The organism is Oleispirillum naphthae, from assembly GCA_027864655.1.
GTDB classification, from domain to species: Bacteria; Pseudomonadota; Alphaproteobacteria; order Rhodospirillales; family Rhodospirillaceae; genus Oleispirillum; species Oleispirillum naphthae.
Window position 1 is genome coordinate 46,582 of the sequence record JAQAZG010000015.1, and the last position, 19,313, is coordinate 65,894.

A 19,313-nucleotide genomic window follows, 5' to 3' on the forward strand; every position below is an offset into this window, starting at 1 on the left:
GCGACGCTGCACTTAACTGCGATGTCCGTTTTCAGGCGTGGCTGCGTTATCCCCACACGGCCAACATGGGCACTTAGCGGACGGTTCTGGTTTTTGCGCGCAGCGCCATAAGCCCATGCGGTCGCCGCAAAGGTATTGCCTGCCGCTTGCGCGGCGAAAAACAAGTTATGGGGAGCGCGAGGGGTCCGCGACCCCTCGTAACGTTTTGGCCTTACGGCGCTGGGAAAGGCGGTGGGGATTTGGTCAGGGAGGCGAGGTAGGCGATCACCGCGGCGCGGTCTTTCGCTTTCGGCAGGCCGGCGAAGGTCATTTTGGTGCCGGGGGCGAAGGCCGAAGGCTTGGTGAGGAAGGTATCGAGGTCCTGATAGGTCCAGGTGCCCGAGAGCTTGGCGAACGCGGCGGAGTAGACGAAGCCGGATTTTTTGCCTTTTTGCGCGCCCACGGTTTCGGTGAGGTTGGGGCCGATCTTGTGCGGCGCGCCGGGGTCGAAGACGTGGCAGGAGAGGCACTTCTTGGCGACCTTCTTGCCGTCCTCGGGGGTGGCCGCGGCGAGGAGTTCGCCCAGGCTCGCCACCTTGACCGGGCCGGTGTCCTTTTCCGCCAGGCCGACCGGGCCGACCGCATCCCTGGCGCCGACGCGGATCAGAAGATCGCCATAGAGGTTCACCCCCACGATCACGACAAGCGCCACGATCAGCCCTGCCGCGCTTTTGACTATGGTCCTCAACATGGATATCCGCCCGCCCCGGTTCTTCCGTGGATGATCGCTCTGAGACATGGGCAGTCTACCGGAAAAATCCAGTATGGAGAAAGCGCTCTCCGTTTGCCCGGGCCGGAAGGCGGGGCTACAGTGCGGGTCCGGTTCCACTCCAGGGAAGTCCATCGATGTCCGCCGCACACCCCGCCGCCGCGCTCGACCCGATCGTCTTGATCCCCGCGCGCATGGCCTCCGAGCGCCTGCCCGGCAAACCGCTGGCCGACATTCTCGGCAAGCCGATGATCGTGCGGGTGTGGGAGCGCGCCATGGCGGCGAACCTCGGCCCGGTGGTGGTGGCCGCGGCGGAGCCCGAGATCGTGGCGGCGGTGGAGGCTGCGGGGGGCGCCGCGGTGCTCACCCGGCCGGACCATCCCTCCGGCTCCGACCGCATCTTCGAGGCGCTTTCCATCATCGACCCGCAGCGCCGCCACGGCGCGGTGATCAACGTCCAGGGCGACCTGCCGACCATCGACCCGGCGTTGATCGCCGCGGCGGTGAAGCCGCTTTCCCGCGGCTACGACATCGCCACCCTGGTGGCGGAGATCTCCCGCGAGGCGGAAAAGACCGACCCCAACGTGGTCAAGGCGGCAGTGGGCTTCGACCCCGCGGACGCCGACCCCTGGCCGGTGGCCCGCGCGCTCTATTTCAGCCGCGCCACCGTGCCCGCCAACGCCGGGCCGCTCTATCACCACATCGGGCTTTACGCCTATCGCCGCGAGGCGCTGGAAAAGTTCGTCTCGTGGCCGCCCGGCCTCCTGGAAAAACGGGAGAAGCTGGAACAGCTGCGCGCCCTGGAACACGGCCTTTCCTTCGCCGCGGTGCGCGTTGACACGGTGCCGCTCGGCGTCGATACTGCCGCCGATCTCAACCGCGCGCGGGATATCCTGGCGGGACTCTAAGCCGCCGCGCGCCCCAGCAGGAAGCAGACCGCATGTACGAAGCGATCGCGGAAAAATATCAGGGCGGCAGGATCGCCTTCCAGGGCCAGCCCGGCTCGTATTCCCAGATCGCCTGTGCGGAAGTGTTTCCGGGCATGGACACCCTGCCCTGCACCGCCTTCGAGGACGCCTTTTCCGCGGTCAAGGACGGCAGCGCCGCGTTGGCGATGATCCCGATCGACAACTCGGTCGCCGGGCGCGTCGCCGACGTGCACCACCTGCTGCCCAATTCCGGCCTCTACATCGTCGGCGAGCACTACGAGGAAATCCACCACCAACTGCTCGCCGCGCCCGGCGCGACGCTCAAGACCATCCGCCGCGTGCGCAGCCACGTGCACGCGCTGTCGCAATGCCGCAAGCTGATCCGCCGCCTCAAGCTCACCCCGATGGTCACCGCCGACACCGCGGGCGGCGCCGCCGAGGTGGCGAAGCTCAACGACCCGGCGGAGGCCGCGCTCGCCTCCAGCCTTTCGGCGGAGATCCACGGCCTCACCCCGCTGATGACCAACGTCGAGGACGCCGCCACCAACACCACCCGCTTCCTCATCATGGCGCGCGAGCCGATGCCGGTGCCGCCGAACAACGGCATGACCGTCACCAGCTTCGTCTTCCGCGTGCGCAACGTCCCCGCCGCGCTCTACAAGGCGCTCGGCGGCTTCGCCACCAACGGCGTCAACATCACCAAGCTGGAAAGCTACCTGGTGGACGGCAGCTTCGTCGCCGCGCAGTTCTTCGCCGAAATCGAAGGCCACCCGGACAACCGCCTGGTCGGCCTCGCCTTCGACGAGTTGCAGTTCTTCACCGAAAAACTGCGCATCCTCGGCACCTACGCCGCGCCGCCCTACCGCTACGACGAACGCAAGCGCTCGCTGTAAAACCAGGCCGGGCTCCGCCCGGACCCGCAAGGGGCCGGGAGGCCCCTTGACCCCATGACCTTTTTACGCCGCGTTAGCGGCCATCAACCGTCACGCCGCGTGATGGCTTTACGGCGCTACGCGCAAAAACAAAACCTTATGGGATCAAAGGGGCCGCGCCCCTTTGCGGGGTCCGGGGGCGGCGCCCCCGGCCTGGGTTTTACCCGGGATTTGCCGCTTGCGTCGGGGGGCAAAACCGCCGATATATGGGGGCGGAGGCTGGTGGCGGGCAGGCCCGTCGCCAACCCGGTCAGGTCCGGAAGGAAGCAGCCGTAACGATTTCCGGTCTGGGTCGCTGCCAGTCTCTCCCTTGATGCTTCTCTTCCGCCGGGCACGGCGATCTGACGGGGCCTGGCTTGAGCGACATTCCCACACACGTTGAAACCGCGCTCCCGGCCGAGACCAAGGCCGAGCCCTATCGCGTGCTCGCCCGCAAGTACCGCCCCACCCGTTTCGAGGACCTGATCGGCCAGGCCGCCCTGGTCCGCACCCTGCGCAACGCCATCGCCTCGGGGCGGCTGGCTTCCGCCTACATTCTCACCGGGGTGCGCGGCATCGGCAAGACCACCACGGCGCGGATCATCGCGCGCGCCTTCACCTGCACCGGGGCCGACGGCACGCTGACCCAGCCCACGGCGGAGCCCTGCGGGGTGTGCCCCAACTGCCGCGCCATCGCCGAGGACCGGCATGTGGACGTGCTGGAGATGGACGCCGCCTCGCGCACCGGGGTGAACGACATCCGCGAGATTCTGGAGGGCGTGCGCTACCGCCCGACCATGGCGCGGGCGAAGATCTACATCATCGACGAAGTGCACATGCTCTCCACCGCCGCCTTCAACGCGCTGTTGAAGACCCTGGAGGAGCCGCCGGAGCACGTGAAGTTCATCTTCGCCACCACCGAGATCCGCAAGGTGCCGGTGACCGTGCTGTCGCGCTGCCAGCGCTTCGACCTGCGCCGGGTGGATGCGGAGGAGCTTTCCGCCCACTTCGCCGGGCTCGCCGCCAAGGAGGGCGCGTCCCTGGAGGACGAGGCGCTGAAGCTGATCGCCCGCGCCGCCGACGGCTCGGTGCGCGACGGTCTTTCCCTGCTCGACCAGGCGATCGCCCACGGCCACGGCACGGTGACCGCCGACCAGGTGCGCGACATGCTGGGCCTGGCCGACCGCGGGCTGATCTTCGACCTGTTCGAGGCGGCGATGAGCGGCCGCGCCGCCGAGGCGCTGGACCTGCTGGCGCGGCAATACGCCATGGGCGCGGACCCGGCGACCATCGTCACCGACCTCTTGGAACTCGCCCACTGGCTGACCCGGGTGCGCATCGTGCCCGCCTCCGCCGACGACCCGACGATGCCGGAGGCCGAGCGCGTGCGCGGCAAGGCGATGGCCGAGCGCCTCTCCATGGCGGTGCTCACCCGCACCTGGCAGATTCTGCTGAAGGGGCTGGACGAGGTGCGGCTTGCGCCCGCGCCGCTCTCCGCCGCCGAGATGGTGCTGATCCGCCTGATCTACGCCCAGGACCTGCCCACCCCCGGCGAGGCGCTGAAGGCGCTCGCCTCCGGCCGCAGCGTCCCCGCGGGCGGCGGTGCGCCCGCCCCCGGCGGCGCGCCTTCCGGCGGGGCGCGCATGGCGGTGGGCGAGACCGCGGTCTTTTCATCCGCGCCGCCCGCACCCGTGCCGCAGGCCGAACCCACCGCAAGCGCGGTGATCCTGCCCGCCAGCTTTCCCGCCCTCGTCGCCTTCCTCTCCGAGCAGAATGAAGCCCGGATGGCGATGCACCTGCACCAGGACGTGCACCTGATCTCCTACGAGCCGGGCAAGCTGATCTTCCGCCCCCTGCCGAACCTGGAGCGCGACTTCCCGCACCGCCTCGCCCAGCGCCTGGAGGCGCTCACCCAGCGCCGCTGGGCCGTGGCGCCCTCCGCCGACGAGGAGGGGGAACCCACCCTCCGCCGGCAGGAGGAGGAAACGGAACGCCGCCGCGAGGCGGACGCCGCCAAGCACCCGCTGATCCGCGCGGTGGTCGAAACCTTCCCCGGCACCACCATCACCCGGGTGCGCATGCGCGAAGCCGCAGATGACGCCCCGGACGCCGCCGACTATGGAGACCCGGAAGAATGAAGAACCTCGGCAGCCTGATGAAACAGGCGCAGCAGATGCAAACCCGCATGACCGAAATGCAGCAGAAACTCGCGGAGGCCGAGTTCACCGGCAGCGCCGCGGGCGGCATGGTCACGGTCACGATGAACGGCAAGACCGAACTCAAGGGCATCAAGATCGACCCCTCGCTGGTCAACCCCGACGAGGCGGAAATCCTCGAAGACCTGATCATCGCCGCGCACAACGACGCCAAGGCGAAGATCGAGGAAGCCACGGCGGAGCAGATGAAGGCGCTGACCGGCGGCCTCAAACTGCCGCCGGGGATGTCGCTGCCGTTCTGAGGGAGAACAAGGCGGGGCTCCGCCCGGACCCGCTGGGGCCGTGGGCCCCAGACCCCATGACTGGTTTTTCGCCGCGTCGCGGCAAACAACACGCAGGTTGCAGCCGCCGCAGTCTTATGGCGCTGCGCGCAAAACCAAAAGTTTAGGGGAGATGCGGAGGGACCGAGTCCCTCCGCGAAGTTTTATCTTTTAGAGCATCCGCATGAGCAGTCTGGAGATCGAGCGTCTGGTTGCGTTGCTGGCGAAGCTGCCCGGGTTGGGGCCGCGCTCCGCCCGGCGCGCGGTTTTGCACATTCTGCGCAAGCGCGAGGTCTTGGGCGACCCGCTGTTGCGCAGCCTGGACGAGGTGCTGACCGCGGTGCGGCCGTGTTCGGTATGCGGCAACTACGACACCTCCGACCCCTGCGAGATCTGCGCCGACCCGCGCCGCGACGATGCGGTGCTGTGCGTGGTGCCCGACGTGGCGGACATCTGGGCGCTGGAGCGCACCGCCGCCTTCCGCGGGCGCTACCACGTGCTCGGCGGCCTGCTCTCGCCGTTGGACGGCATCGGGCCGGAGGAACTGGACTTCCCGCGCCTCGCGAAGCGCATCCGCGGCGGCAGGGTCAAGGAGGTGATCCTGGCGCTGCCCGCCACCGTGGACGGCCAGACCACCGCGCATTACGCCGCCGACCGCCTCGCCGGCCTCGGGGTGAGACTCACCGCCCCGGCGCACGGCCTGCCGGTGGGCGGCGAACTGGAATTCCTCGACGACGGCACCATCGCCGCCGCCCTGCGCGCGCGGCGCAGCGTCGAGTAGGCTGGGCCGGAGCACCGGTAAGGGAGAACGCAACAGGGCCGCCTAGCGGCCCTTTTTGTTGCAGTCGCAAAAATTGTTCATGACCGTATGGACTCCCCAATTCAGGGCATTATCATGGGTACGCACTTCATACGGGGGAACGCCCATGTCCGAAGATACGCTCATCAACAGCAAGTGCGGCCACACTGAAAAACTCGACGAACCCGCGGAGCTCTCCGAACGAACCGGGTCCGTCTATACGAAGAACGACTGGGGGACCGACATGGCCTCCCTCACCGTGCGCCACCGTTGCGGCAACGATCCCGACAAGCAGGAAGAGACGACCTATTACAACGTCGCCACCGGCAGCACGGTCGGCCCCTTCTCCATCGGCTACGAGACCGGGGCCGGATCGCCGTTCGATTACTGGTGGATCAAGTTCATGCTCAACAACGGCAAGGTCTACACCATCAAGGACAACTTCTACTGCTACATCAGTTCCTCGGACAGCGGGAGGGTGGACCTGCGGATCGACGGGGCGGAGTCCAAACTGTTCGTAAAATTCTCGAGTTCGAGCTCCTGCAAGGTCAGCATCGACCCCACCGACTGAACCGGAAGAACATCCGGATAGCCGAAAGGGAGAGATATTCATGCTGCGCATCGTGATCGACGTGTTCTCGGGGCGGGACGACCCGTTCTGGGAGATCGGTGGGCCCGCCGCCCGTACCTTTCTGGAGCGGGCGGCCGCCGCGCCGCGGGCGCTGAACACCGGGCCTGCGCCGTCCCTCCTCGGCTTCCGGGGGCTCGCCGTGGAGATTGCCGACCCGGCCGTTGCCGCGGCGTTCGGCCTGCCCGCCGCCTTCCGACTCGCCGACGGGCAGGCGGAGGACGCCGAGGCCAGCCGCGGGTTCGCCGCCGACCTCCTGGCACTGGCCCCGCCCCTGGACGGCCTGCGCGACCACGCCCTGGCCGAACTTCCCAACGTGCCCGCTTGGCGGCCCGACCCGGAGGACCGGAACCGCGGCGAACCCCAGGCCACGGGCAGCCGCGACGCCTGGCCCGACAACGCCTCCACCATCGCCGATGGCTCCTGCGAAATCGAGACCGGCAGGTACAACCCCGTCTTCTGGAACGGCTGCGCGTTCTGGCTGAGGAACAACAACTGCTATGCCTATGCCTGCAACATGCGGGTCCAGGTCGCCTCACCGCACGAGTACACGCCGCAGCCCGGCGCCTATTCCCACAAGACCCTGCTCCCCTCGCTGGAATCCGTCCGCGCCTGCGCCCTCGCCGACGGCGCCGTGCCACGCACCTCGTGCCGCCCCGCGGCGGAACGGCCCCGCTGGCTCGTCGCCCTCGTCTTCTGGCCGCCGGCAGCATCGTCCGCTTTGTGGGACTACCACTGGTACCGCCTACAGGAGGGCGGCGCCTGGGCGCACAAACCCGGGAAGACCATGACCACGACGCGGGACAACTCCGGCGCGGTCATCACCAACCCGGAAACCTGCGACCGTGGGCGGTACACCGTCTGGGGAGGCTATCTCTACGTCCCCGTCACCATGAACATCGCCTACCCGTCGTAGAAGCGGCTCCGGAGCACACGCAGAAGGGCCGCCCCGCGGGCGTGGCGGCGGGGACCGGCCAAGTGAAACCCGCCTTGACAGCGGCGGAGAAATTTGAGAATTATCAATTCAACGGCATGGCCCACCGCAACGGGCTCGCGGGATTTGATGGGTGCAGCTTGCGACCGCGTGATCAATCGCTAAAGCGCCACGGAGCCTTTCCGGCGATGTGGTCCCCTGCGGCCGCGTCGTTGTGGAAGGCTCGAATTGTTTGGGCGGCTCCCCATATGCGGTCTCCGGGCGACGACAGCGCCACCTTTCGGAGAACCGCCATGACGCAGACCACCCGACGTTCCTCCCGCACCATTGCCGCGCGCGCCGGAATCGATGCCGACGCCGCCTATGGCGCGATCACCCCGCCGATCGTCACCTCCAGCAACTTTTCCTTCGCCGGATTCGACGCCAAGCGCACCTACGACTACACCCGCAGCGGCAACCCGACGCGCGACGCCCTGGCCGGGGCCCTGGCGGAGCTGGAGGGCGGCGCGGGCGCGGTGATCACCGCAACCGGCATGTCGGCGCTGGACCTGGCGTTCGGGCTCTTGTCCGCCGGGGATCTGGTGCTGGCGCCGCACGATTGCTATGGCGGCACCCACCGGCTGCTTTGCACCCGCGCCGCCAAGGGGCACATCCGCGTCGTCTTCGCCGACCTCACCGATCCCGGGAATCTGGACGCCGCCTTCGCCGAGCCGCCGAAACTGGTGCTGATCGAAACCCCGAGCAACCCGCTCCTGCGCATCACCGACATCGCGGCGGTGGCGGCGCGGGCCAAGGCGGCGGGCGCGCTGGTGGTGGCGGACAACACCTTCCTCTCCCCCGCCTTGCAGCAGCCGCTCGGCCTGGGGGCGGACATCGTGGTCCACTCGCTGACCAAATACGTCAACGGCCACTCCGACGTGGTCGGCGGCGCGGTGGTCGCCAAGACCGCCGCCCTCTCCGAGGTACTGGCGGCGCTGGCCAACGCCACCGGCGTCACCGGCGCGCCGTTCGACAGTTGGCTGGTGCTGCGCGGCCTGCGCACCCTCGACCTGCGCATCGCCGCGCAGTGCAAGAGCGCCGCGGCGATCGCCAAGTTCCTCTCCACCCAGCCCGCCGTGGGCAAGGTCTATTACCCCGGCCTGGCGGACCACCCCGGCCACGCCCTGGCGAAGCGCCAGCAGAAGGATTTCGGCGCCATGCTCTCCTTCGAACTCGCCGACGCCGCCGCGGTGGAGCCCTTCGTCGATGCGCTCACCCGCCCCGGCGCGCCGTTCAGCCTCGCCGAATCCCTCGGCGGTTTCGAAAGCCTGATCGCCCATCCCGCCACCATGACCCACGCCGCCATGGACCCCGAGGCGCGCAAGACCGCAGGCATCACCGACGGCCTGCTCCGCGTCTCCACCGGCCTGGAGGATGTGGCGGACCTGAAAAAGGCGCTGAAATCCGCCTTCCACGCCATCGGTTGAACACAAAAACTTTCCGGAGGGACTCGGTCCCTCCGGACCTCCCATAACTTGTTTTTCGCCGCGCAGCGGCAAGCAACATCTCCCATTGCCGTTATAGCGCTACGCGCAAAAACCAAAGTTATCGGGTGCGCGAGGGGGCCGAGCCCCCTCGCAAGGTTTTCCCCTTTGGTTTTCCCCTGCCCCATATTAACATATATAAACTGTATAATAATTTTATTTCTATTGACTAAGTGTGGAATAGTTCATATCTACGGCCTTAGACACTGAAACCGGCAGCAAGGACGGCATGCCATGACCCGTATCTATTCCGACAACGCGCAATCCATCGGCCGCACGCCTCTGGTCCGGCTCAACCGCGTCGCCCCCGGCGGGGCGGTGGTTCTCGCCAAGATCGAGGGCCGCAACCCGGCCTATTCGGTGAAGTGCCGGTTGGGCGCGGCGCTGGTCTGGGATGCGGAGAAGAAGGGCCTGCTCGGCCCGGGGGTGGAGATCGTCGAGCCCACCTCCGGCAACACCGGCATTGCGCTGGCCTATGTGGCGGCGGCCAGGGGCTACAAGCTCACCCTGCTGATGCCCGAGACGATGAGCCTGGAGCGCCGCCGGGTGCTGAAGTTCCTCGGCGCGAACCTGGTGCTCACCCCCGGCCCGGAGGGCATGGCGGGCGCGGTGCGCCGTGCCGAGGAGATCGCCGCTTCGGACCCGAAGCGCTACTACCTGCCGCAGCAGTTCAAGAACCCGGCCAACCCGGCGATCCACGAGGCGACCACCGGCCCGGAAATCTGGGACGACACCGCGGGCGGCATCGACGTTCTGGTTTCCGGCGTCGGCACCGGCGGCACGATCACCGGGATTTCCCGCTTCATCAAGGGGACCAAGGGCAAGGCGATCACCTCGGTGGCGGTGGAGCCCGCGGCCAGCCCGGTGATCCGCCAGTATCTGGGGAAGGAGACGATCGCCCCCGGCCCGCACAAGATTCAGGGCATCGGCGCGGGGTTCATCCCCGACACCCTGGACGTTTCGGTGATCGACCGGGTGGAAGCGGTGGAGAACGACGCGGCGATCGATTTCGCCCGCCGCCTCGCCCGGGAGGAGGGCATCCTCGCGGGCATCTCCTCCGGCGCGGCGGCGGCGGCGGCGGCGAAGCTGGCCGCGGACCCGGCGTTCGCGGGAAAGACCATCGTCGCCATCCTGCCCGATGCGGCGGAGCGCTATCTCTCCTCCGCCCTGTTCGAGGGCATCGAGGCGTGATCAGCCGATGATCCCGTCCGCCACATCCCGCCAGGCCGCGCGGTTGCGCGGGAAGGAGAGGGCTTCGTCGCGGCAGAAGCGGTGAAGCCCTTTCGCCAGGAGCAGCACCATCATGCGGCCGGTGCGGGGCAGGCGGTCCGGGTCGCGCACATGCAGGGGCAGGCGCTGCAGAAACCCCCGGAGATCGAAATAGGACGAGTGCGCCACCTGCAGGGTGATGAACTCGGCCACGCGGAAACCCGCCCATTCCCCCGGCGGCAGGGTTGAAACCCGCGCCAGAGACTCCGGCAACGGCGGCAGCACCGGCCACATGACCGGCCAATCCGTCAGGCCGCGGCGGCGTTCCATATCCGCCGCCAGGGCGACGGCGGCGTCGCGGTTGCCGAGAGCGTGCAGGAAATGCAGCTTCAACAGGCCCACCTCGGCGCGGGCGGCCTGTTGCGGCGGCAAGCCGCCGAGGGACTCCCACCCCGCCAGCCAGAGGCGCAGGCGGCGTTCCGGCGCGGCGGTTGCGTCCGCCGCTTCCAGCGCCGCCGCCAGCGCCGCGGCATAGGCCTGCGGCACTGCGCCGCCCAGGCAGGCGGCGGACCAGCCGTCGATCCACGGCGCGGCGAAGGGCAGCATTTCCAGCCGCGCCAGAACCACCGGCAGGCGAGGCAGAAAATCCCCCGCTTCCCGCGCCACGTCGTCCCACGAAAGCAGCAGCCCGCGCGCCCGCAGGGTCTCGGCGCGGTCCGGCTTGCAGGCGAAGAGATTGAGGCATTCGCCCTGCCCCTCCCGATACGGCAGCAAAACCCCCGCCTCCGGCGCCAGGAAGAAAAGGCCGTAGCCGAGCGCGCGGAAGGCATCGAGCAGCGCGGCGCTCACCGCGTCACCGCGGATCGCCTCGAACATCACCAGGGGGGACTGTTCGGCGAACACCCGCGCGCCGCCGCGCAGGATCGCCAGTTCCTCCTCTTCCGCATCGAGCTTGACGAAATCGATGCGCACATCGGGAAAATACTCCGCCGCGCAGGCATCGAGGGTGCGCACCCGCACCATCTCCGTGCGCCCGGTTCCGCCGTGCAGGGTGTTGAGCTCGCTGTCTTCCGCGACCGCCATGGGGGCATCGCGCGCGCTGTCCGAAAGCGCCGCCGGAATCACCGTGACGGTATCGCCGAAGCGGTTTTCCGCGATGCTTTCGATCAGCTTTTCCCGCGGCATCGCGGTCGGCTCGAAGGCCCAGACGCGTCCCGGACCGAGCCTTGCCGCCATCGACAGGGCATAGACCCCGTGGTTCGCGCCGATGTCGAGGACCGCCATGCCCGGCTCCACCCAGCGGCGGATGAACCGGATTTCGTCCTCGAACCAGTCTTCCTGTTCCAGCAGGACGTACGGCGTCATCTGGCGCAGCGTCGGGGCGACGCAGACCGTCGCCTCGCCCGCCAGCGAAAGCTTCCAGGATTTTCCCGCCGTCCCCATCGCCGTCCCTCTCCGGTCGTATCCACGCGGCCCGTCCACTTTCCGATCCCGCCCACACCCCGTCAAGAGGGGCCGCCCCGCGGCGCGGCACGCGCCGCGCGCCGCGTTCCCCCTAGTGCGCGCAGATCTTCCCCAATTCCGTATTGAAGCCCGCGCCGCCGGGCACGAACTTGCCCCGCTCCGCCAGGAAGTCCACCAGTTCGCGCGCCGTCATCCCCTCGGCGGAGCAGGTGTGGAAGCGGCAGGCCGCGCCGAAGCGTGCCGCGATCGCCGCGACGAGGGCCTCGGCGGAGGCGAATCCCTCCTCCGACTCCAGCATCATGTGCAGGACCTCGTGACCGTGAACCGAGCCCATGCTTCCCTCCAAGCCGTTGCGGAATCGTGCGCGGCCGCAGCGGCCCAGGCACTTTTCTGGAATGTATCAAAGATTACCTTGGGGTCAATAATAATCTTTTTCCGCGCCGGGGGCTTCGGCGGCGCGGCGGCGCGCCCATCTGCAAGCGGATGTCCACGGCGAAAGGAGGAAGTCCATGCCCCGGCGGAACACGCGTGCGGCGCTTGCCCTGGCCGCCTGTCTTGCGGCGGGGAGCGCGCAGGCCGCCTCCCAGCCAGCGGTGGAGGCCGCCAACGGCATGGTCGTCTCGTCGCAGCGCCTCGCCTCCGAGGCCGGACTCGCCATGCTCCAGGCGGGCGGCAACGCGGTGGATGCGGCGGTGGCGGTGGGCTATGCGCTGGCCGTGGTCAACCCCTGCTGCGGCAACATCGGCGGCGGCGGCTTCATGACCGTCCACCTCGCCACCGGGGCGGGCGCACCGCGCGACGCCTTCCTCAATTTCCGCGAAACCGCGCCCGCCGCGGCGCGGGCGGGGATGTACCTGGACGCGCACGGCGAGGTGGTGAAGGGCCTCTCCCTCGACGGCTACCTCGCCGTAGCGGTGCCGGGCACGGTGATGGGCCTCGACCACGCGCTTTCCCGCTTCGGCACCAAGAGCCGCGCCGAGGCGATGGCGGCGGCGATCGGCCTCGCCCGCGAGGGCTTCGTGCTCAGCCGCGCCGATACCGACATCATCGCCGCGCGCGCCGCGCGCCTCGCCAAGGATCCGGAGGCGGCGCGCATCTTCCTCCGCCCCGACGGCACTGCCCCCGCCCCCGGCGAACGCCTGGTGCAGACCGACCTGGCCGCCACCCTCGACCTGATCGCGCAGAGGGGTCCTTCCGCCTTCTACCACGGCCCCATCGCCAAGGCGGTGGCGGCGGCGAGCAAGGCGCACGGCGGCATCCTCAGCGAGGCCGACTTCGCCGCCTACACCGTGACCGAAGGCAAGCCGCTCTCCTGCGCCTACCGCGGCTATGCCGTGCTCTCCGCGCCGCCGCCCAGCTCCGGCGGCGTCACCCTGTGCCAGATTCTCAACGTGCTGGAAGGCTACGACATCCGCGCCATGGGCTTCCGCTCCGCGCGCTCGGTGCACCTGATGACCGAGGCGATGCGCCACGCCTACCTCGACCGCAACACCCTGCTCGGCGACCCGACGTTCGTGCCCAACCCGCTGCCGCGCCTGCTCTCCAAAGAGTACGCCGCGGAAATCCGCGCGCGGATCGACCCGGACAAGGCGACGCCCTCGGCGGAACTCGCCCCCGGCACGCCGCCCCACGAAAAGCCGGAAACCACCCACTACTCGGTGGTGGACGCGGCGGGCAACGCGGTCGCCGTCACCTACACCATCAACGGCGCGTTCGGCGCGGGCGTCGTCGCGCCGGGCACCGGCTTCCTCCTCAACGACGAGATGGACGACTTCACCGCCAAGCCCGGGGTGAAGAACCTCTACGGCCTGGTCCAGGGGGAGCGCAACAAGATCGCCCCCGGCAAGCGCCCGCTGTCCTCGATGTCGCCCAGCATCGTCTCCAAGGACGGCCGGGTGGCGCTGGTGCTGGGCAGCCCCGGCGGCTCGCGCATCATCACCATCGTGCTGGAAACCATCCTCAATGTGGTGGACTACGGCATGGCGCCGCAGGAGGCGGTGGACGCGCCGCGCATCCATCACCAGTGGCTGCCGGATACCCTCTTCTACGAGCCCTTCGGCCTCTCGCCCGACACCGTCGAACGCCTCGAAGCCATGGGCCATACGCTCAAGGAACAGAAACCCTGGGGCGCGGCGGAACTCATCCAGGTGGGCGGCAAAGGCCCGGCGCAAAAGGACGCCGACGCCCCGGCCAACGACGCCGCGCTCTCCGGCGCGGTGCGTCCGGGCTTCCTCTACGGCGCCAACGACGCCCGCAGACCCGCCGGGGCGGCGGTGGGGTATTGAAAAATCAAAACGTTGCGAGGGGACATTTCCGCCTTGGGAACGCCCACCGGGCGTTCCCACCGCCTCCGGCGGTCGGCTTCAATCCCCTCGCGCACCCCATAACTTTTCGCCGCGCAGCGGCTATCGACCGTCACGCGGCGTGATGGCCTTATGGCGCTACGCGCAAAAACCAAAAGTCATGGGGGGCGTGGGGGGACCGAGTCCCCCCGCAAAGTTTTAGCGTGTTACGCCATGCCCTCTTCCACCGCCTTGCGCACCTCGTGTTCGATCAGGCGCCAGACGCGGTCCACCAAGGAGACGAAGACCTCGCTGCGTTTCATCTCCATGGTGCGCGGGCGCGGCAGGGGCACGGGGATTTCTTCCCGCACCGAACCCGGACGGGCGCTGAACACCACGACGCGGTCGGAGAGAAACACCGCCTCTTCGATCTGGTGGGTGATCAGCACCACGGTGGTGCGGCTCTCGCTCCAGATGTTGAGCAGCTCGCCCTGCATGATTTCGCGGGTCTGCGCGTCGAGGGCGGCGAACGGCTCGTCGAGAAGCAGGATGCGCGGGTTCACCGCCAGGGCGCGCGCCACGTTGACGCGCTGGCGCATGCCGCCGGAAAGCTGGTGCGGGTAGTGGTGCTCGAAGCCGGTGAGCCCGGCCATCTGCACGAAGCGGCGCGCGGTTTCGTGGGCGTCCGCAATCTTCGCGCCGCCGATGACCAGGCCGTAGGCGACGTTGTCGAGCACCGTCTTCCAGGGCAGGAGGCAATCCTGCTGGAACACCATGGCGCGGTCGAAGCCCGGATGCGTCACCGCCTCGCCGCCCACCCGCACCGCGCCCGAGGTGGCGGGCAGCAGCCCGTCGATGATGCGCAGGAGGGTGGACTTGCCCGAACCGCTCGCCCCGACGATGGCGACGAACTCGCCGTCGCCGACGGAGAAGCTGACGTCCTCCAGGGCGACGAGGTCCGGCTTGCCGGCACCGGAGAACACCTTGGTGACGCTCTCGACGGAAAGGACGCTTGCGGCGGTCATTGGTCTTGCCTCCACGGGGCGAGGCGGCGCTCCAGCCACTCGAAGAAGAGGCTGCCGCTGAGCCCCAGGATCCCGAGCAGGATGACGTAGGCGAGCAGCACCGCGGTGTCGAAGCTCTGCCCCGCGGCGAGGATGGCGAAACCGAACCCCGCGAACGCGCCGAAGAACTCCGCGACGATGATCGCCACCAGGGCGCGGGCCCAGCCGACGCGGATGCCGCTGATGATGAAGGGCAGCGCGAACGGCAGGGTGACGGTGCGGAAGATCTGCCAGTACGACGCATTGAAGGAGCGCGCCGCCTCCACCAGATGGCGGTCCGTGGCGCGCAGGCCGACCTCCGTGGTCACCAGGATGGGAAACATCGAGAAGATCGTCACGATGACGAACTTGGAGGCGAAGCCGAGGCCCAGCCAGGCGATGAACAGCGGCGCCAGCGCGATCACCGGCACCGAGTTCAAGGCCGTCAGCAGCGGCCCCGCGGTGAGCGCGAGAAAGCGGCTCGACGCCAGCGCCAGGCCCACCGAGATGCCGATCAGCGCCGCGATCGGAAACGAGATGGCGACCGCGCCGATCGTCGCCACCGCGTTGGTCCACAGCGCGCCGGACGCGCTTTCCTCGGAAAGGGCCTGCGCCACTTCCAGCGGCGGGACGATCAGCAGGCGGCTTTCCACCACGCTCGCCACCGCCTCCCACACCACCAGCACGAAGGCGACGGAGAGGAGAAGGCGCGCCGTAGCCGCGGCCCTCCCTTTACTTTCCAGGAAGTCGAGCAATCCACTGATCGAACCCATCGCTGCCCCCGACTGACGGAATTCCGGCATTGTCCTTACCCGTGGCGGCGGGCCCCGCAGGGCCCGCCCGGCATGAAACGCAAGCCCCGCCGCGGCGGGGCCTGCGCGCAGTCTCAGCCGCCGCGCGCGAGGCGGCCGTAGCCCTTCGCTCCCACGACCTTACCGCCGGCGAAGACGGTCCGTCCACGCAGGATCGTCCGCACCGGCACGCCGGTGACCGTCTGCCCCGCATAGGGAGTCCAGCCGACGCGGGTGAGCGCGTCCTCGTCGCGGATGGTGTATTCGCGGTCGAGATCCACCAGCACCAGGTCGGCGTCGTAGCCGGGGCGGATCTCGCCCTTCTTCTCGATGCCGAAGACGCGCGCCGGTTCGGTGCAGCAGAGCCTCACCACGCTCTCCAGGGACAGCTTGCCCTGGTGCGCCGCGGTCAGGCAGAGGCTGAGGTAATGCTGCGTGGACTGCGTGCCGGTGTGCGCCTTCCAGCCGTCGGTCCAGCCCCATTCCTTTTCTTCGCGGGTGTGCGGCGCGTGGTCGGTGGCGACCATGTCGATGGTGCCGTCGTTGAGGCCCGCCCACAGTTCCGGCAGGTTCTTCTCCGGCACCCAGTAGGACAGCGCGTAGGAGCCCAGGCGTTCGACGGTCGCCCAGTCGCAGCCGAGGAAGATCGCCCAGGGATTGATCTCGCAGGTCACTTTCTGGCCCTCGGCCTTGGCCTGGCGGATCATCTTCACCGTGCCCTCGGTCTGCACGTGGAGGATGTGCAGGTGGCAGTCCGCCGCCTTGGCGAGGCGGAGCAGCAGCGCCACCGAGCTGTCCCACAACAGGCCGTCGTGGGCGGCGTAGGCCTTGGCGTAGGCGAGGCAGTCGCGCTCGCCGCGCGCCCAGAACTCCTCCTCGATCGCGGTCATCAGCGACTGGTCGTGCGGGTGGACCATCAACGGATGGCCGAGGCGGGCGCACTCCTTCATGATGCGGAAGAGCCTGCCGTGTTCGTGCACGCCGATGCCCGACATGTGCGGATAGGGCCTGCCGCTGTCCACCACCATGAACACCTTGAAGGCGATGATCCCCATGGTCGCGAGTTCCGGCATCTCGTCCAGAACCGTGCCCGCCGGGTTGAAGTTGTAATCGACGTAGGCCTCCCGTTCGTAGACGGCGAACTGGCGGCGCAGCAGTTCGGCGCTGTTCACCGGCGGGTTGACGTTCGGCATGCCGACCGTGGTGGTCACCCCGCCCACCGCGCATTGCAGCGTCGCGGTCTCGATGGTCTCCTTGTATTCGAAGCCGGGCTCCGAACCTTCGCGGTGATGGGAATGGGTGTCGATGGCGCCCGGCATCACCGCCAGCCCGGCGGCGTCGATCACCTCGGCGGCCTCGGGCTCTTCGCCGGGGGCGTAGATGCCGGCGATCTCTTCGCCGACAATGCCGATCGAGCCTTCGAAGCGGCCGTCTGCGGTGACGATAAGCCCGTTCTTGATGATGGTGTCCATGCTGCTACTCCACACTATGACACGACACGAGGGCAGGCTCCGGCCCCTGGGGCGGAGGAAGTGGGGCGAGCCGCCCCCCGCGTCCGGCAGGGCAGTGCCGGACGGAAGGTATCGGCTCGCCGGGGATTCCGGACTAGCGGATGAAGCTGGGATCGTAATACCGCTTCAGGTCGAAAGCCTGCGGCATCCCCTCGCCGCCGACGGCGGCGTCGATCTTGTAGATGTTGGTCAGCGCCGCCTCGGACATCGAGAGGTCGGGCTGGATCGCCTTTTGCTGCTCGATGGCGAAGGCGTAGGACGCCTCGCCCACCGGCCGGTCGATCTTGGTGAACGTGCACAGGATGTCGATGGACGCATCCTTGTTGGCCGGGTCGTTGATGAACGCCGCGGCCTTCTTCAGCGCCTGGGCCAGGCCGCGGGCGGCCTTCGGATTGGCCGCCGCCCACGCCTTGCTGTAGACCAGCGGGGTCTCGACGTAGGGCTCGCGGTAGACGTCCAGCAGCTTCGCCCCGGCCTGCTCGGCGAGCGTGCCGTAGGGCGGGATCAGCAGCGCGCCCTGCACCTGGCCGTTACCCATGGCGATGATGCGGTCGCGCGAATTGGCGATGGAGACGAGGCTGACGCTGTTGGGATCGACCCCCGCCTGCTTCAACTGGTATTTCAGGAGATTGGCGGTGCCGCCGCGCACCGCGCCCGCGGTCAGCTTCTTCCCCGCGAAGTCGGACATCTTCTCGATGCCCGGGGCGCCGTAGAAGCGCAGAAGCGCCTTGTCGAGCAGGGCCCCGGCGATGACGATCTCCGCCCCCTTGTCGATGGCGCGGGCCGCGAGATCGCCAAGCGAGAACCCCGCATCCGCGCTGCCGGAGGCGACCGCCTGCAGGAGCGCCGGGCTACCGGAGGCCCGCAACTCTCGCACCTCGATTCCGTTTTCGGTATAAAATCCCCGGTCCTTGGCGATTGCATGCAACCACAGCAGCGAGCTGGGGGCCAGCATGGCGACCCTGACTTCGGCCGGGGCCGCCTGTGCGGGCGCGACGGAGAGGGGAGCGGCAAACATGGCGGCAAGCGCCATGACGGCATACGCGAAGGGATTCTTCATGGCGGACCTCACGAAATTGGGTGTGCCTGCATCGTCCTGCGTCACGAAGGCTAGACGGGAACGCTAAAATCCGCAATACAAAATTCTCAGATATTGATAATTATGTGTTGTCTCCATAGGTGATAATTTTTAGGCAATCAGGGGTGAAATTTTGAGCAGCCGTATCTTGCGTGTCCTGGGCCTCTTCCGGCAGCGTCAAGGCTCTTGGACAGTCGAGGAAATCGCCCGGGAAATGGCGGTTTCCACCAGTTCGGCGTACCGCGACGTGCAGGACCTCTGCCGGGCGGGTTTTCTCAACCCGGTCACCGGCGCTGGTTACATATTGGGCCCCGCCTTCATCGAGTACGACCGCCTGACCCGCCAGGGCGACCCGCTGATCCAGGCCGCCGCCGAGCCGATGCGGCAGTTGCTCGCCCGCACCACCCAGAAGGCGACCGCCATCCTCTGCCGCCGCTACCGCGACACCGTGATGTGCGTTCACCAGGAACAGGGGCGCTCGCCGCACCCGATCACCGCCTACGAGCGCGGCATCGCCATGCCCCTGTTCATCGGCGCCTCGTCGAAGGTGGTGCTGGCCAACATGGAGGCGCGCGCCCTCAAGCGCATCTATCTGGACAACGAGGATGAAATCCGCCGCAGCACCCGGGCCGCGACGTGGAAGGCGTTCAACGAGGAACTGCGCGCCATCCGGCGCGCCGGGCACGCCATGACCATAGGCGAGGTCGCGGCGGGGCGAATCGGCATCGCCGCCCCGGTGTTCGCCGCAAAACAGGTGGTCGCCGGGGTCAGCCTGGTGCTCAGCGCCGACGACGTGCCGGACGGCAAGATCGAGGACTTCGCCCATGCGGTGCGCGACGCGGCGGAAGAGGTCTCGGAATACGTCCTCCACTCGGACATGTTCATTTCGCGCTGACGCGGGGGGACGAAACGCCGCAGGCTTAAAAAAGGCCCCGCCGCTGGGCAGAGACGGCGGGGCCATACGGACGTGGGGGGGGGGGGGGGGGG

General features: G+C 68.4%; 18 protein-coding genes and 1 other RNA gene. 12 read left to right on the forward strand and 7 right to left on the reverse strand.

Translation table 11 applies throughout. The features are described from left to right. Positions 1-211 precede the first annotated feature (211 nt). On the reverse strand, positions 212-730 hold the full coding sequence (locus O7R11_RS14205; RefSeq protein WP_337998197.1) for a c-type cytochrome: 519 nt from the start codon (positions 728-730) through the stop codon (positions 212-214). Positions 731-885: 155 nt separating this feature from the next. On the opposite strand from O7R11_RS14205, the gene O7R11_RS14210 reads away from it, so the two are divergent. The 10 genes from O7R11_RS14210 (at position 886) to cysK (ending at position 10,139) form a co-directional block, all read left to right on the forward strand. Further along, positions 886-1,656, forward strand: a complete 771-nt coding sequence (locus O7R11_RS14210) for a 3-deoxy-manno-octulosonate cytidylyltransferase (RefSeq protein ID WP_337998198.1) — start codon at positions 886-888, stop codon at positions 1,654-1,656. A 32-nt stretch (positions 1,657-1,688) separates the two neighbouring features. Then, positions 1,689-2,570: a prephenate dehydratase gene (locus O7R11_RS14215; protein WP_337998199.1), complete on the forward strand. Its 882-nt coding sequence runs from the start codon at positions 1,689-1,691 to the stop codon at positions 2,568-2,570. A gap of 253 nt (positions 2,571-2,823) precedes the next feature. Then, an RNA gene (gene ffs, locus O7R11_RS14220) (signal recognition particle sRNA small type) lies at positions 2,824-2,919 on the forward strand. Between the two features lie 46 nt (positions 2,920-2,965). Further along, positions 2,966-4,726 carry a DNA polymerase III subunit gamma/tau gene (locus O7R11_RS14225; protein ID WP_337998200.1) on the forward strand — a complete coding sequence of 587 codons (1,761 nt, stop codon included), beginning with the start codon at positions 2,966-2,968 and terminating at the stop codon, positions 4,724-4,726. Beyond that, positions 4,723-5,046, forward strand: coding sequence for a YbaB/EbfC family nucleoid-associated protein (locus O7R11_RS14230; protein WP_337998201.1), 324 nt, complete (start codon positions 4,723-4,725; stop codon positions 5,044-5,046). Before O7R11_RS14225 ends, O7R11_RS14230 begins: the two co-directional genes overlap by 4 nt. 202 nt (positions 5,047-5,248) lie before the next feature. After that, positions 5,249-5,845 (forward strand): recombination mediator RecR, encoded by a 597-nt coding sequence (recR, locus tag O7R11_RS14235; RefSeq protein ID WP_337998202.1) that lies wholly within the window; start codon positions 5,249-5,251, stop codon positions 5,843-5,845. 145 nt (positions 5,846-5,990) lie between these two features. Further along, on the forward strand, positions 5,991-6,434 hold the full coding sequence (locus O7R11_RS14240; RefSeq protein WP_337998203.1) for a hypothetical protein: 444 nt from the start codon (positions 5,991-5,993) through the stop codon (positions 6,432-6,434). A 40-nt stretch (positions 6,435-6,474) separates the two neighbouring features. Further along, complete coding sequence (locus tag O7R11_RS14245; protein ID WP_337998204.1) at positions 6,475-7,407, forward strand: hypothetical protein; 933 nt, start codon at positions 6,475-6,477, stop codon at positions 7,405-7,407. 311 nt (positions 7,408-7,718) lie between these two features. Then, complete coding sequence (gene metB / locus O7R11_RS14250) at positions 7,719-8,891, forward strand: cystathionine gamma-synthase (protein ID WP_337998205.1); 1,173 nt, start codon at positions 7,719-7,721, stop codon at positions 8,889-8,891. 291 nt (positions 8,892-9,182) lie between these two features. Further along, the gene (gene cysK / locus O7R11_RS14255) at positions 9,183-10,139 is read left to right on the forward strand and encodes a cysteine synthase A (protein WP_337998206.1); all 957 of its coding nucleotides are present in this window, start codon (positions 9,183-9,185) and stop codon (positions 10,137-10,139) included. Here cysK and O7R11_RS14260 read toward each other — a convergent pair whose 3' ends face one another. Together O7R11_RS14260 and O7R11_RS14265 are read right to left on the reverse strand one after the other, a co-directional pair. Further along, entirely contained in the window at positions 10,140-11,600 is a 1,461-nt protein-coding gene (locus O7R11_RS14260; protein ID WP_337998207.1) for an FkbM family methyltransferase, read from the reverse strand. Positions 11,601-11,712: 112 nt separating this feature from the next. Next, positions 11,713-11,955 (reverse strand): YecH family metal-binding protein, encoded by a 243-nt coding sequence (locus tag O7R11_RS14265; protein WP_337998208.1) that lies wholly within the window; start codon positions 11,953-11,955, stop codon positions 11,713-11,715. Between the two features lie 175 nt (positions 11,956-12,130). Here O7R11_RS14265 and ggt point away from each other — a divergent pair, with 175 nt between their 5' ends. Beyond that, positions 12,131-13,906: a gamma-glutamyltransferase gene (gene ggt / locus O7R11_RS14270; RefSeq protein WP_337998209.1), complete on the forward strand. Its 1,776-nt coding sequence runs from the start codon at positions 12,131-12,133 to the stop codon at positions 13,904-13,906. Positions 13,907-14,130: 224 nt separating this feature from the next. Here ggt and O7R11_RS14275 read toward each other — a convergent pair whose 3' ends face one another. The 4 genes from O7R11_RS14275 to O7R11_RS14290 form a co-directional block, all read right to left on the reverse strand. Then, entirely contained in the window at positions 14,131-14,928 is a 798-nt protein-coding gene (locus O7R11_RS14275; RefSeq protein WP_337998210.1) for an ABC transporter ATP-binding protein, read from the reverse strand. Then, positions 14,925-15,749, reverse strand: a complete 825-nt coding sequence (locus O7R11_RS14280; RefSeq protein ID WP_337998211.1) for an ABC transporter permease — start codon at positions 15,747-15,749, stop codon at positions 14,925-14,927. Before O7R11_RS14280 ends, O7R11_RS14275 begins: the two co-directional genes overlap by 4 nt. Positions 15,750-15,832: 83 nt before the next feature. Continuing rightward, positions 15,833-17,209 carry a dihydroorotase gene (locus O7R11_RS14285; protein WP_337998212.1) on the reverse strand — a complete coding sequence of 459 codons (1,377 nt, stop codon included), beginning with the start codon at positions 17,207-17,209 and terminating at the stop codon, positions 15,833-15,835. 133 nt (positions 17,210-17,342) lie between these two features. After that, positions 17,343-18,308 carry an ABC transporter substrate-binding protein gene (locus O7R11_RS14290; protein WP_337998213.1) on the reverse strand — a complete coding sequence of 322 codons (966 nt, stop codon included), beginning with the start codon at positions 18,306-18,308 and terminating at the stop codon, positions 17,343-17,345. Between the two features lie 166 nt (positions 18,309-18,474). On the opposite strand from O7R11_RS14290, the gene O7R11_RS14295 reads away from it, so the two are divergent. Then, on the forward strand, positions 18,475-19,221 hold the full coding sequence (locus tag O7R11_RS14295; protein ID WP_337998214.1) for an IclR family transcriptional regulator: 747 nt from the start codon (positions 18,475-18,477) through the stop codon (positions 19,219-19,221). Positions 19,222-19,313: the final 92 nt, after the last annotated feature.